The organism is Salinivibrio sp. IB868 (genome assembly GCF_001995655.1).
Taxonomy (GTDB): Bacteria; Pseudomonadota; Gammaproteobacteria; order Enterobacterales; family Vibrionaceae; genus Salinivibrio; species Salinivibrio siamensis.
The window spans coordinates 203,858-217,461 of record NZ_MUEW01000004.1; the positions used below are offsets into that span (position 1 = coordinate 203,858).

Here is a 13,604-nt window from a genome sequence, read left to right on the forward strand (position 1 = left end):
CGCTATGCTTGAGAGGGTATGTTGTTGTGTTTAAAAGTCGCTAAAAACTCCAGGAGATGATCACGGCTAAGCGGCGCACCAATGCCATAGCCCTGTACACGCGTGCACCCTTTTTCTCTCAAAAAGTCAATTTGGTTTTGATTTTCGACCCACTCAGCAACCACCTCTACATTCATTAACGCCGCACTCTGGCTAATCGATGACAAGATCACTTCGTCCATTTCACTCTGGCCGATATTACGAACAAAGCGACCATCAATTTTTATCACGTCAAAAGGTAAATCACACATGGATTCAAAGCCAGCAAAGCCGGTACCAAAATCATCTAACGCACAGGAAATACCGAGTGATTTCAAACAATCCATTTGTTGGTGGGCATGCGTAAAGTTATGGATCCTGTCGGTTTCGACCAGCTCAACCTCCAGTTGCGGGACATCATCTGGATAGTCAGGCAAAAGGCGCTGAATCACGCCTACCACAAATCCCGTCTCCAACTGCCGAGCGGTCACATTGACACTGATTGTCTTGAGAATATCTGCCTGGCGTAATAAACGAATCGCTTCCAGCGCTTGTTCAAACATCGCGGTGGTTAACACGTCTTCGAGCTGGTATTGACTTAGCAAAGGCAAAAACGCCGCTGGACTTTGATAACCACCCGATTCGAGTCGACGTCTCACCAGTGCTTCAAAGCCATCAATTTCGTCAGTCACAATATTCAATTGTGGTTGAAAAAATGCCTCGAAGTGTTTGGCTTCAATATCGCGAATCAAAGTACGCAACGTTGCGTCGTCTTGATGCCCATCAGGACAAGGAAGCCAATAGTGCGCATCATAAAGCGGTATTTTTTTCGCTTTACGCGCCTGAATCGTCTCGAAGGATATCTCCTGCCAAGAGCGAAGCGCGCTGACCATCAATCGTGTAGGTAGTGCTTTCTCCTCACTGGCACGGTTCAAGCTCTCAATCAACGTATTTAACAAACAATGACCTGTCGAGGAGTACGCCAACAACCCCACAAACTTATCTGCGATGCGGTACCAGTGAAATTCCGTTATTTGATGAAGATGTTCACTGACATGCTGTAACTGATGATTCCCCGCCATCACCGACTGGGTTTCATTAATCGTGCTGGTTCCTTGACTATCAATAATCACCACCAACCACGGCGTTTTGACATCCACCGCCATAGCTTGAATGCGCTGATTAAGGGCGTCTTGCGAAAGGCATCTCGTCAGCGTGTCGTGCGGCAAAGACGCTTGTTTATTGCTCAAGATCGTTTTAACCGTATCGCACAGCACCTCGCGATCCCAAGGTTTGCTAACGTATTGGCTCAATGCGCCGGCATTGATGGCCCGGGAAACACCCGGCAAATCGGCTTGTCCGGATAACATGATGGTGGCAATATCAGGATAACGTTGATGAATGTTAATCAGTAATTCCGCACCGTCCATGTGCGGCATCCGGTAATCGGAAATCACGAGGCCAATGTGATGTTCAGATAAAATAGCAAGCGCCTGCTGCCCCGACTCTGCGGTATGAATATGCGCCACAAAACGACGCAGTTCTCGCTTTAGTGCACGTAGGATATGCGGCTCATCATCAACCAATAGAATTTCCGTGTACGTCATCATGGGCTGCGCCCTCCTTTCATCACCTCATGGACTGGCGAAGAAATACCCTCAGCCTGATTTCCCGAGCAAGGCAACACAATCGTAAACGTCGTCCCTTTTCCTTGCTCACTGGTTACTGTGATTTGGCCACCGTGAGCGACAACAATATCGCGCGAGACGGACAAGCCAAGCCCCGTCCCCTGCCCGACCGGTTTGGTGGTATAAAATGGCTCGAAAATCGTCGCCAGCGCCTCTTCTGGGATCCCTTGGCCGTTATCTTTGATTTCAATAATCAGATGCTCTTCATCGAGGGGGGCGACAGAAATCTTTATGTTTCCCTCGCCCTCAATCGCGTGTGCGGCATTAATGAGTAGATTGAGAAAAACTTGATTCAACTGCATGGGCTGACAAAGGATATCAGGTGTCTGAGGCGAGTAGTTTCTCTCTATTTCAATCGCATACTTAATCTCGTTATGGATGATTTTCAGTGTCGAGTCGATACCGCGGCGAATATCAGTGGTCGCCCATTCACCATTGTCAACGTGTGAAAATTCTTTGAGATCTTTGACAATCGTCATCACTCGCGTGATCCCTTCTAACGACTCTTCAATCAGATCGCTGGCATCTTCGAGTAAATAACTCAATTGAATATCGTCTTTTAGCACCTGTCGGTCTGCCAGTAAGGCCCTATTGTCGGTGCTCTCTATCTTTTCGTCCAAACAACGGACATAGGCGGTAAATTTATCTAGATAGTCGTATAGCGTGCGAATGTTGGAGGAGATAAAAGCGATAGGGTTATTAATTTCATGGGCAATTCCCGCCGATATTTGCCCAATCGACGCCATTTTCTCTGACTGAAGCAGTTGACTCTGTAACTGCTTGAGTTCTGAAACGACCTCTTGATACGCCTCAGTGCTTCGTTTGAGTCGCTCAGTATCTGGGATAGAGGGAAGAGCCTCTCGCGTAGGGGCCGCCAACGCTGTCGGGCGATAAAAACAAATGGCGACCTGTGTGACCTCGCCATGCACTGACAGAATGGGAAGAAACTCGACGTCTTGCCATATGTATGCCCCATCAACATCCCCGCATATATCTACAATGACAGCGCCGGATGACTGCAATGGCGCTTGCGTCGAGAAAACCGTGTCGATGTTTTGTTGTAAAAATTGATGATGAGCAGGAAGACGCGCTAACAGCGCGTCTCCAACGAGGGCGTCGTTTGCTGCGTTGAGGCTGCGAAGAAAGCAGGTATTGGCGTCAACGATACGATAGTCACGATCGATAAGACATACCGCGATAGAGAGCCCATTTAAAATCGCGGGTGAAATCTTGTTATCCTCCACGTTCCCCTTCCATGTTTATGCCACATGCACAGCAAACCACAGCGTCATAGATTGTTATCCGGCACATTCAAATCGTCTCCTTATACGACTGAGTAAAAAAAGCGCCGATATTGGCCGACCAAGACTGTAAAAGCTTGGCTTTATCAATATCGTTTGCATTAATCCACTGCCGGCAGTAATGCAATAGCGCGCCATCCTTGGTTCGCTCACTTTCAGGGGATAACGGGATGGCGCCGCTTGCCAACACAATCTCTGCAAGCTCAAAATCATAGCCCCACAAAATAATGATATAACTCGAGACGACAAGCGCAGTATCAAAACGGGCAGGTAAATCGCAAATGGGATTGTTGCTACTTTCACGACAGCCAAGCTCTCGCGCCATCAGTTCCCCTAACGAAGACAACACTGATGCGAGATACAAACGCTCTGCATGCGCTTTGTCATACCCAAGGAATAGTCCCAGCGACTTACTCACATTAGCCAGTTCAATATGTTCATCCACCACGGCATAGTGCTCTTTGGTGGACAAGTGCTTAAAGGCATTATGTCCCACCATAGTGGCAGCAATTGACTCGACCGATTGAATGCCCAGCCGATTAATCGCTGTTTCTATTGACCAAGTCCGGTTTCGAAAGCCCAAATAAGCAGAATTAGCAAGCTGTAAAAGTCGGGCAACTAGGGGAGGCTCTTCGCTGACCACTCGTGCAATTTGTTCCATGTCTGAATGGGGATCATTAATCGTGGCACGTAAACGGCGCACGCAGTCAGGCAAGACGGGAAAATCCTCAATACCGACTAACCGGTTACGCGTTTCAGCATCAATCGGCAACTTATAGAGGCGCTCAACACTATTAAGCACATTATCAAAGTCATCTTCAGAGAAGGGTTTGGGTAGGACGAAGTGCACACTAGGCGTCGCGAGTTCGGTAATTTTTTGGCGCGTATCCCCTGTTATCAGGGCACGTATCGTACCAGGAAAGCGCGCTCGAACCTGCTCTAATAACGCATCCCCCTTTAGCTTGGGCATCAGTAGATCACTGATCACCAGAGAAGGGGACTGATCATCTAACAGGCCTTTCTCCCAATGGGTAGGATTCTTAATCAAGCTGATAGCCCAACTCGGTTTCAAGCGGCGAATCACCCGACCAATCGCCTTTAATGTGAGCGCGTCATCGTCAACGTAGATGACATGGAAACGCGGCCTACTCATGCTTCCCTCGTATTCTCATCGTTGTCCTCAAACGACCCAGCGCTATCGTTAGGCAGTAAGTGAGAGAGTAATCAACGCTGCGACTTATCTCAGTGGAACCTTATCCAAAGTGAGATACCCAGCAATCCTTTCAGTAAGCGTAGTCCAAAATCCCAGACTGTCTTGGCATACGGGACGAAATTAGCGGTGTCTGGATAACGTTAATAGGGGGAGGGAGGGAAAGCGGGCTCAACATGGTTGAGCCCTGTAACAATGCACTCTATCAAGCGCTGAAATTACTCAAATTCAAACTGTACCATGACCGGATAGTGGTCAGAGAGTTCATGGTAGTAACCATCATGATAGGTTTGTCCAGCCGCTTGCGGCCACTCGCCTTCAAGGTAGTCCCAATACCAGTCATCGTTGGCGGTTAATTGCACCACCTTCATCTCAGGTTGATTGGCAGGCAGTGCATGGTCACGGCTCCACAAAATATAATCTAGCGTCGTGTTGTAGTTAAGGTCATATTCAAAGTGATACGCGTTCGCTTTCGTGAACCAATTATGCTTGGCGGAAAAAGACGTTACCTCAGGCTCGGTGAACCGCAATGCGCCATTTAATGCTACTTTCATGTCGTTGATTTCATCTTGGCGACTCCACTCTACGTTCATGTCACCACCAATAATCACAGGCTCCTCAGCGGGAATCGCCGCCTTGTCGATGAAGTCTTTGATTTCGCTAAGCTGACCAAGGCGCACTTGGTGCTCCTCATCAGACATGCCATCGTGCGTTGCCTGTAAATGGGTGCCAATTAAGTGAAAGGCTTCACCTTCTTTATCGATCTCAACGTAGGCAAAGCCTTTGTTGGCTTGATAGTCCCAGCTACCTTTCAAGCTTTGATGATAAACGTGCGCCTTTTGAGTCAAAATGGGGTATTTAGAAAGGATAGTCACGCCGCCACGCACGACAAATAAAGAATTGGAACAATCTCCAGTCAGCGCATCCCAACCTTCCCCACTGCAGTCTTGTCCGACATTGGGTGTTTGATAGGGGTATAAGCTTGCCAGCTGATTCATCGCTTGCTCGGCTTCCGCGTTAAAGGCCTCACTGATCAAAATCACATCAGGCTGAGTGTCCATATCGGCAATCGCTTGCGGCAGACGGGCGGCACGCTCAGCTTGATCCCAGTCTTGTAGGTTACTTAGTTGCATAATGTTATACGCCATGACGTTGAGCTGACCCGCATGCGCACTGAGACTAAGCAGCAACGCAGCTGCCGTTGAGAGCAGTTTATTGATTTTCATGTTTCCTCTTTTCGTTTTGCTTTCTAATTGTTTTAGGTGTTTCGCCCACCAAAAGATTAGAAGCCTAACGAAAATGGCGTGAGCCGCCCCAGGATTTGTTTACTTTTTCTGATATTTTTGTAACTAAGCTCACGTTCCTTGTATTACGTCATTAATGCTTCACTAAGTAAGTTTGCGAGGTAAAGGTATGTTTTCTCAACATGGTCGCGAGCTCATGCTGCCTGACCGGTTTGGCAATATAATCATCCATACCCGCGGCTAAACACGCTTCCTTGTCTTCCGTTGTCGCATTCGCGGTCAGTGCAATAATGGGGGTTCGATTAAAGCGCGATTCTTGTGCTCGAATGTGTTCAGCGGCTTGGTAACCGTCCATCACAGGCATCTGACAATCCATGAAAATCGCGTCAAAAGGTTGGCTTTTCCACAGTGCCAGCGCCTGCTCACCATCGGCAGCCGAGCGAACATGTATCCCTAGTTGGGTCAACATCGCCTCAGTCACTCGTTGATTAACTTTGGAATCTTCAACGACCAAGACATGCAATCCAGCCAGCGATGTGCCTTTTCCGGTAGATCGTACGACCCCCAGTGTCGGTTGGCGCTGTTGTAAGATGCGCACCAAATGCGCTTTTAAGTCATTAAATTGGTAGGGACGGCCTAAGTAACCCTCTATGCCTGAGCGTTCAATCCGCGGCTTATCCAATGCATCGGGCGCCGCCGTTAACATCATGATCGCAGGGCTTTTATCTCCAAACGTGGTAATGATTTGTTCAGCCAAGCGAAAACCGTCCATTTTGGGCATCACTTTATCGAGTAAAATCACTTTAAATGGATAGTGGCTATCAAGGCGTTCGCGAATTAAAGGAATCACGTCATCCGGGTGCATGCAGCATGTGACTTGGCAACCAAGGTTACTCAATTGTGCCGTGGTGATGCGCATGTTTAAACGACTATCATCTACCAATAACATCGGGGCGCCCGCGAAAAGATACGCCTCAACTGGCGTGGCTAACGGAATATCCGCACAATCAAAACGCGCGGTGAAGGTAAACACACTGCCCACATTCACTTCACTGTTGAGGGTAATTCGCCCCCCCATTAAATTGACAATTTGCTGTGAGATGGCGAGCCCAAGCCCGGTACCTCGGGCGGTTGCTGTTAAGGAGTCACCTTGTTCGAACTTACCAAAAATACGGCTTTGTTCTTCAACGGGAATGCCAGGCCCGGTATCACTCACTTCAAAACGAAGCACACTGGCCGTATCCTCGTCACTCACCTGCTTGATAGAGACAACCACTTCCCCACGCTCAGTAAACTTGATTGCATTACCCACCAAATTAATCATCACTTGGCGTAATCGTGGTGCATCACCTATCAACAAAGGGGAAATATCAGCATCTATTTCGCAGCGAAAAGCGAGCTGCTTTTCCTTCGCTCGGAGAATGAACAGATTCTCAAGATCTTTCCCCAACTCAAATATATTGAGCTCTAATGGTTCCAGTTCTAACTTACCTGCTTCAATTTTAGAGAAGTCGAGGATGTCGTTAATGATATCTAATAACGACATCGACGATGTTTCCAACATCTCGACAAACTCTTGTTGCTCTTTGTTTAAGCGAGTGCTTTTTAACAGCGAGGCCATCCCAATAATGCCGTTCATTGGAGTACGGATTTCATGGCTCATGTTGGCCAAAAACTCACTTTTCTTTTGGCTAGCCTTTTCAGCGTCGTGCTTCGCGTCCTCCAACTGAGCCAGTTGTTGCCCTAGCACCGTGATCATAGCGTTATAACGCGTTTCAAAACCTCGCCAATGATGGAATTGGGGGGGGACCTGAATCGGCGTGGGTACGCCATTATCCCACTGGTTGACCTGCTGGTGTAGCGCCACTAACGGCCTTTCTAAGTGGCGACGCACAATCCATATCGAGCTTAAGATCCCCAATCCTGAAACAGCCAACCATCCAAGAAAAACCCACTGGGCACTATCGCCAAAGTAGGCATTTAACGCCGTATAATTTGACGCCACCTCAAGTTGCCCAAGGGTATACTCGTTTCCCTCGTCTCTTGCAATTAACGACCAACGCTTTTGCAACGATTGTGCAGCAGGCTCCACGCCACGCTCAATTAACGAGCCATCGGCATCATACACATGGATATAATCAATCTCAGGTTGGGCGATGAGCTGCTCTATCCGTTGCTCAAACGCTTGCGTTTCCACACGCCATAGATGTCCAGTCATTGCACTGAGATCTCTGTTGCCCACCTCTTGCAAGGCGCGATCGACATCTGCTTTATGCGTTTGGTAATCGCCCAGCAGGAGAAGCGCCGCAAATAACGCTGTCAGTACGGTCCAGCTTAAGGCTAGCTTGGTAATGATTCCCGCAGAAAGAGAGGGGCGAGTCAGGGGGCTGCCTACCTTCATAATCACCTTTTATCGAAAAAGCTTCTCTGCTAATCATAGAGTCTAATCTTATTTTGGGCGAGAAATGTCCTAGTTAGTGGGCGAAAAAGAACAAAAAAGGCGCTCACAAAGGAGCGCCAATAACATAGGGTGTCTACAAATAACGACAGCCTATCGACTTGAGTCAGTTTATCCGGATAACCCGTATCGCAGCCTCAAGCGAGTTTGTTATGTACCGTTTCGGTTAGTCCAATACACCACGACGCATTTGATCCAGCTCGATAGACTCGAACAAGGCTTTAAAATTACCTTCGCCAAAGCCTTGGTTACCCTTACGTTGGATGATTTCGAAGAAAACCGGTCCAATAACAGTATTGGTAAAGATTTGCAGTAAGATACCGCTGTCGACGTCACCATCAATCAATACACGGGTATCACGCAACTCATCGATGCTTTCTTCATGGCCATTGACACGCTCGTTGATTTTCTCATAGTAGGTGTCCGGCGTATCCATGAACGCCATGCCTCGTTGGCGTAACGTCCGCACCGTTTGGTAGATGTTGTCGGTGGTCATGGCGATATGCTGGATCCCCTCACCGTTATACTCTTTCAAATATTCTGCAATCTGTGACTTGTCATCACTTGACTCATTGATAGGAATACGGATTTTTCCGCAAGGTGCGGTCAGCGCTCGCGACTTCAGCCCGGTCTTTTTGCCTTCAATGTCAAAAAATCGGATCTCTTTGAAGTTGGCAATACGCTCGTAAAAGTCAGCCCATACATCCATGTTGCCAATATCGACGTTGTGGGTCAGGTGATCGATAACTTTCAATCCTGCATCCGCTTCTTTCAGGCGCGATTGCCAGTCTGGATAAAAGTCAAAATCGACTTCATAAATACTTTGGTCACCATAGCGGTCGACAAAGTAAAGCAATGAATCACCAATGCCGTATACCGCAGGAATGCTGAGCTCCATTGGACCAATGTTTGGCTCAACCACTTTGGCGCCTTGTTTGGCCGCATACGCAATCGCGTGTACCGCATCTTTCACTCGAAACGCCATGGCGTTGACACTCGCACCGTGCTGCTTAGCAAAGCCTTGCGCTTGTGATTCGGGCTCACCGTTTACGATAAAGTTGGTGTCTCCCTGACGATACAGCCAAACGTCTTTGTGCTTGTGTTTGGCAATTTCCGCAAAACCCATCAACGAGAACAAATTCTTAAGTGCATCGATACCCGCTTGATCGGGCGCTGTGTATTCAACGAACTCAAACCCATCTGTGCCCAATGGATTAATCGTTTTGACAGGTGCTTGCATGGTTGACGTCATAATCGCTTCCTCCTTGTGTGTAACATTAGAGATAGCATTAGACGGTGACTGGGACTAGAGAAGACAAGCGGACAGCTGGTTAATCAAATGTTAACCAATAGTGTCACTTATGCTGAACAGTGAGAGGAAAGCGTCGCTAACCGCGTTTTTTTAAGGGTTTAAGCCAATAACAAGTGTAAAGAATAGCAACCAAAACGCCATTACATTTTACATTTTTGCAACGCGAGATGAAAACCATACAGCAAAAACACAAACGCCGCCCAAAGGCGGCGACCAAAAAGCAGGCGGGTGGGCGTATTAAACCTTGAGGCTGTAACTGTTTTGCTGGCCGTTGGGTGTGATGGTTTTTTGCACCTGATCCATCAGCGCTTGTTGCTGTTGGTTGTAGGCATCCGCTCGCGTTTTCTGCGCTTCTTGTTCCGCCACACGATCAATGAGGGCTTGATAATCACGCTTATCCTCACGCTGCTCGCCCGATGCTGCGGCTTCTTTTTGCTCTTCTCGCTCTTTACGGATCAGCTCGGCACGCTCTTGCACGCTCATCGAGTTATTGAGACCGCCATTGACCTGATCATCTTGACGATCGCGCTGACGCTGCATGTATTGCTGCGCTAAAGGTTGCGAATTGATTGACGTCGGCATAGGTCCTCTCTCGAACAAGGTGACAACTTGATTAAATTTTAGCCCATACGCCCACAAATTGATATCTCAATTTACTATAGAGGATGTCACCACTGGCCTAGTTGTTGCACGTTATCTGACGTTGGCCGCGAGATACCAACGTAGAAGCAGGGGCTTAGGTGACCCAACGCCCAAGAAAAGCACGATGAATATAATGAGGAGAAACACCATGCTGACCGGTAAACACTGTGTCATTACAGGTGCCGCACAAGGGATCGGCCGCGCCATCGTTGAAACCTTTGTCGAACAAGGCGCTACCAAGATTTATGCATTAGATAGGAATATTGACAACATGCAAGACTGGCAAGCACATCGGGTTATCGTTCCCGTTGCGCTGGATGTCTGCGATCAAGAGGCTGTCGCGAATTGGGTGCAGAGCTTGCACCAACAACACGCAGTTATCGATGTGCTGGTGAACAATGCTGGCATCACTCGTGACAACCTGCTGACCAAAATGAGCGAAAGTGACTGGGACGCGGTCATTGACGTCAATCTAAAGGGCGTCTTTACCATGACACAAGCCATCGCGCCACTGATGATGGCGCAAGAGAAAGGCGCGATTGTGAGCTTGTCTTCGGTCGTCGGCACCGACGGCAATATTGGTCAAACCAACTATGCCGCCTCAAAAGGTGGCGTGATTGCAATGACAAAGACTTGGTCAAAAGAACTCGCTCGTCACGGTGCGCAAATACGCGCCAATTGTGTCGCTCCCGGTTTTATTGAAACGCCCATGACGGAAAATTTACCCGATAAAGTCATTGAGATGATGAAAGGGAAAACACCCTTGGGCCGCATGGGTACCGCGCAGGATATCGCCAACGCGATTAGTTTTCTTGCCAGCGATAACGCGAGCTTTATCACAGGTCAAACGCTTAAAGTCGATGGAGGGTTAGTCATATAATGGAAGGACACTTCCGGCCATTATGAGGCAACAATGACTCCAACACTTCTTATCACAGGCGCGAACCGTGGGATTGGCCTGGCGCTCACTGAGCTGTATCTCGAGCACGGTTGGCAGGTGATTGCCTGCTGCCGCTTCCCCGGCTCTGCGCCTCACTTGATGACACTAAAAAACCGTTACTCAACGCTCACCACCTACGGATTAGATGTCACGGATCATACGGTAATACAGCAACTTGCATTACAGCTTATCGACACGCCTATCCATTTACTGATCAACAATGCAGGTCTATATGGCCCCAAAGGGTATCAATTCGGTGACGTGGATACAGCGGCCTGGCGCGAGGTGCTGGAAGTCAATACCATCGCTCCCCTGGTTATCGCTGAACATTTCACCCCGCATCTTGAAAAGGCAAGCCAAAGTGGCCATACACCCATTTTCGCTTTCCTATCCTCAAAAGTCGGGAGCATGAGTGATAACCAATCAGGCGGTGGGTATATTTATCGAAGTTCAAAAGCCGCGCTCAACGCGGTGATCAAAAGTCTATCTATTGACCTGCGAAGTAAAGGCATTCGTTCGATTGCTCTCCACCCCGGTTGGGTACAAACGCAAATGGGTGGACCCAATGCCCTTATCAATACTGCCACATCGGCCCAAGGGTTGAAGCATGTGCTCGATACCCTAACGGACAGTCAAAACGGCAACTTTATTGATTATCAAGGCCAAGAAATTGGTTGGTAAGGAGCGAGGCGGTGATTGCGCCGCCTCGTTAATTAGATAGGGAAGAATGTCATCGACGCCATGCTGTGTACCACCTGATTAATATTACGGTTAGTACTGTCCGCCACCATAATGGCCATCATGTCTTGAATAATAATCATCTGGCCCAACAAACGCTCGTAACTATAATTGGGCACACCATTTTTGCCCATTCCATTACTCAGCAACAGCAGTTGACCGTGTTCGTCCTTTTGATTGTTTAAAAGCCAGGCAATTTTTTCTAGGTTTCGAGCACTGTTATAGAGTTTTTGTTGGTCAATATCATCGAGCAAAAAAAACTCAAGTTGATGATTATAGCTCGCACTGATCATGCCGGTAACACCCGCCATGAGCGCAAACACGCGGTCGCCCTCAAATTCACTTGAAAAGGCTAAAGGCAGCAGCGCGATGCCATCCATTCCTCCCAGCTCTCGAAAGCCATTGTCGGGGCGTTCTGCCGTCATCAACTGCGCCACGCGTTTTTCAATCGTCATGCCGGGCACTTTTTTGAGCTCGCGCGGGTTACGCTTGTACAGTTTCACGATGAGGGCTTCGCTAAGATCACGAATCTCAGCGATGTGAATATCGGTAATTAAATCCATGTCTGACTTGGCGAGATTTTTAATATCAAATGGCCGACCAAGCTTCTGCGCACACCCTGTGAGGCTAAGCAATAATACGCTCACCCATACCCAGCGCATCATAACAACATCCTTGCATCCTCTAACTCGGCGCTAGCATAACGATTTACGCCCGCTCGGTGCACTCTTAGAAAAAATCTTGTATGGAATATCACACTTTTAGCGTATAACTGGCGCTGCAATCATCAATCCACCTTGAACCTTTTTGAGCCAATATGTCCCCCATTGGCGGCAGGCAACGCCAAGAAACGATCGTCATCACAGCATCGCGACACAATCAGCGGCAATAACACGCTCTTCATCAGTGGGGATAACCCACACGCCAATCTTACTGTCCGGTGCAGATATACACGTTTGATTGGCTTGATTGGCCGCGGCGTCCAAGCGCATACCTAGCCAATCACACTGTGCCACCACACGCTCGCGTACAGGTGCAGCATGCTCGCCAATCCCAGCGGTGAACACCAGATGTTCGACACCGCCCATTGCCGCACAGAGGCTGCCGATTTCTCGCGCAATCCGATAACAATAGTGCGCTATCGCCTGCTTAGCTCTTGGTTTATCGCTGCGTAATAAGGTGCGCATATCACTGCTGATACCCGATAAACCTAACAGCCCAGACTCTTTATATAAGAGCGTGCTGACGTTGTCTGCAGTCATGCCTTCTTCGGTGATCAGATGCAGCACCAATCCCGCATCAATGGCGCCACTTCGCGTTCCCATTGGTAACCCCTCAAGCGCGGTAAAGCCCATGGTGGAAGCCACACTTTGTCGTGATTGGATAGCACACAAACTCGCGCCATTACCAAGATGCGCAACAATCACTTTGGCGTCGCAATCAAAATCCGGGATCACCTCGGGTAAGCAACGCGAGATAAAGTCGTAAGACAAGCCATGAAAGCCATAACGTTGAAAGCCCCTGTCATACATTGCGTAAGGAAGCGCAAACTGGCGCGCCTCCTTGGGCTGCTGGGCATGAAAGGCGGTATCAAAACAGGCAATTTGGCGCATGTTGGGTAATCGGGTCTGAAGTGCTTTAATCGGGGCAAGGCTATAAGGCTGATGAAGCGGCGCTAGCGAGGTTAATGCCTCCAACAGCTTGACGCTGCGCGCATCAAGAGACGTTGCTTGCTGAAAGTGCGTACCACCATGAACCACGCGGTGACCGACAGCAATCAGATTATCAAGAAAGCCTCGCGGTTCGAGCCACGCCAATAGCGAAACAATCGCGGCATGGTGATCCGCTGCGTTGGCGGGCGGGATAGAAAGCCCATCCGCGCCGCTATCAACGGACACCGCGTAACCTTGGGTCCCCAAACCGGAAAATTGTCCACCCATTAACCGATTAACACCCTGCCAACGCGTTTCCTCAACCGGATCCGCATTGACGTCAAACAGCGCGAATTTCAAACTCGACGAGCCGCTGTTAATGACCAGTATGTTCGCCATTG

At 48.7% G+C, this 13,604-nt stretch carries 11 protein-coding genes; 2 read left to right on the forward strand and 9 right to left on the reverse strand.

Features of this window, described 5'->3' with window-relative positions; translation table 11 throughout:
• Positions 1-2 precede the first annotated feature (2 nt).
• From BZG20_RS06425 to BZG20_RS06455, 7 genes are all read right to left on the reverse strand, one after another.
• Positions 3-1,628, reverse strand: coding sequence for an EAL domain-containing protein (locus BZG20_RS06425; protein WP_077578480.1), 1,626 nt, complete (start codon positions 1,626-1,628; stop codon positions 3-5).
• The gene (locus BZG20_RS06430) at positions 1,625-2,950 is read right to left on the reverse strand and encodes an ATP-binding protein (protein WP_077578481.1); all 1,326 of its coding nucleotides are present in this window, start codon (positions 2,948-2,950) and stop codon (positions 1,625-1,627) included. Before BZG20_RS06430 ends, BZG20_RS06425 begins: the two co-directional genes overlap by 4 nt.
• 67 nt (positions 2,951-3,017) lie before the next feature.
• Positions 3,018-4,160: an HDOD domain-containing protein gene (locus tag BZG20_RS06435; protein ID WP_077578482.1), complete on the reverse strand. Its 1,143-nt coding sequence runs from the start codon at positions 4,158-4,160 to the stop codon at positions 3,018-3,020.
• Between the two features lie 275 nt (positions 4,161-4,435).
• Positions 4,436-5,443, reverse strand: coding sequence for a sphingomyelin phosphodiesterase (locus BZG20_RS06440; RefSeq protein WP_077578483.1), 1,008 nt, complete (start codon positions 5,441-5,443; stop codon positions 4,436-4,438).
• A 151-nt stretch (positions 5,444-5,594) separates the two neighbouring features.
• Positions 5,595-7,862, reverse strand: a complete 2,268-nt coding sequence (locus BZG20_RS06445; RefSeq protein ID WP_077578484.1) for a response regulator — start codon at positions 7,860-7,862, stop codon at positions 5,595-5,597.
• A 223-nt stretch (positions 7,863-8,085) separates the two neighbouring features.
• Positions 8,086-9,171, reverse strand: coding sequence for a 4-hydroxyphenylpyruvate dioxygenase (gene hppD / locus BZG20_RS06450; RefSeq protein ID WP_046075645.1), 1,086 nt, complete (start codon positions 9,169-9,171; stop codon positions 8,086-8,088).
• 297 nt (positions 9,172-9,468) lie between these two features.
• Positions 9,469-9,813, reverse strand: a complete 345-nt coding sequence (locus BZG20_RS06455; RefSeq protein ID WP_046075644.1) for a hypothetical protein — start codon at positions 9,811-9,813, stop codon at positions 9,469-9,471.
• Between the two features lie 208 nt (positions 9,814-10,021).
• Between BZG20_RS06455 and fabG the strand changes: the two genes are divergently transcribed.
• Both fabG and BZG20_RS06465 read left to right on the forward strand, forming a co-directional pair.
• Positions 10,022-10,753: a 3-oxoacyl-ACP reductase FabG gene (gene fabG / locus BZG20_RS06460; RefSeq protein ID WP_077578485.1), complete on the forward strand. Its 732-nt coding sequence runs from the start codon at positions 10,022-10,024 to the stop codon at positions 10,751-10,753.
• 33 nt (positions 10,754-10,786) lie between these two features.
• Entirely contained in the window at positions 10,787-11,494 is a 708-nt protein-coding gene (locus BZG20_RS06465; RefSeq protein ID WP_077578486.1) for an SDR family oxidoreductase, read from the forward strand.
• Between the two features lie 32 nt (positions 11,495-11,526).
• Here BZG20_RS06465 and BZG20_RS06470 read toward each other — a convergent pair whose 3' ends face one another.
• Both BZG20_RS06470 and BZG20_RS06475 read right to left on the reverse strand, forming a co-directional pair.
• Positions 11,527-12,216: a hypothetical protein gene (locus tag BZG20_RS06470; protein WP_046075641.1), complete on the reverse strand. Its 690-nt coding sequence runs from the start codon at positions 12,214-12,216 to the stop codon at positions 11,527-11,529.
• Positions 12,217-12,411: 195 nt separating this feature from the next.
• Positions 12,412-13,602, reverse strand: coding sequence for an acetate/propionate family kinase (locus tag BZG20_RS06475; RefSeq protein WP_077578487.1), 1,191 nt, complete (start codon positions 13,600-13,602; stop codon positions 12,412-12,414).
• Positions 13,603-13,604: the final 2 nt, after the last annotated feature.

Excerpts from the sequence above, each read along its gene's own strand:
- BZG20_RS06425 (WP_077578480.1), bottom strand. The coding sequence starts at position 1,628 with ATGATGACGTACACGGAAATTCTATTGGTTGATGATGAGCCGCATATC.
- BZG20_RS06435 (WP_077578482.1), bottom strand. The coding sequence starts at position 4,160 with ATGAGTAGGCCGCGTTTCCATGTCATCTACGTTGACGATGACGCGCTC.
- BZG20_RS06440 (WP_077578483.1), bottom strand. The coding sequence starts at position 5,443 with ATGAAAATCAATAAACTGCTCTCAACGGCAGCTGCGTTGCTGCTTAGT.
- BZG20_RS06445 (WP_077578484.1), bottom strand. The coding sequence starts at position 7,862 with ATGAAGGTAGGCAGCCCCCTGACTCGCCCCTCTCTTTCTGCGGGAATC.
- hppD (WP_046075645.1), bottom strand. The coding sequence starts at position 9,171 with ATGACGTCAACCATGCAAGCACCTGTCAAAACGATTAATCCATTGGGC.
- BZG20_RS06455 (WP_046075644.1), bottom strand. The coding sequence starts at position 9,813 with ATGCCGACGTCAATCAATTCGCAACCTTTAGCGCAGCAATACATGCAG.
- fabG (WP_077578485.1), top strand. The coding sequence starts at position 10,022 with ATGCTGACCGGTAAACACTGTGTCATTACAGGTGCCGCACAAGGGATC.
- BZG20_RS06465 (WP_077578486.1), top strand. The coding sequence starts at position 10,787 with ATGACTCCAACACTTCTTATCACAGGCGCGAACCGTGGGATTGGCCTG.
- BZG20_RS06470 (WP_046075641.1), bottom strand. The coding sequence starts at position 12,216 with ATGATGCGCTGGGTATGGGTGAGCGTATTATTGCTTAGCCTCACAGGG.
- BZG20_RS06475 (WP_077578487.1), bottom strand. The coding sequence starts at position 13,602 with ATGGCGAACATACTGGTCATTAACAGCGGCTCGTCGAGTTTGAAATTC.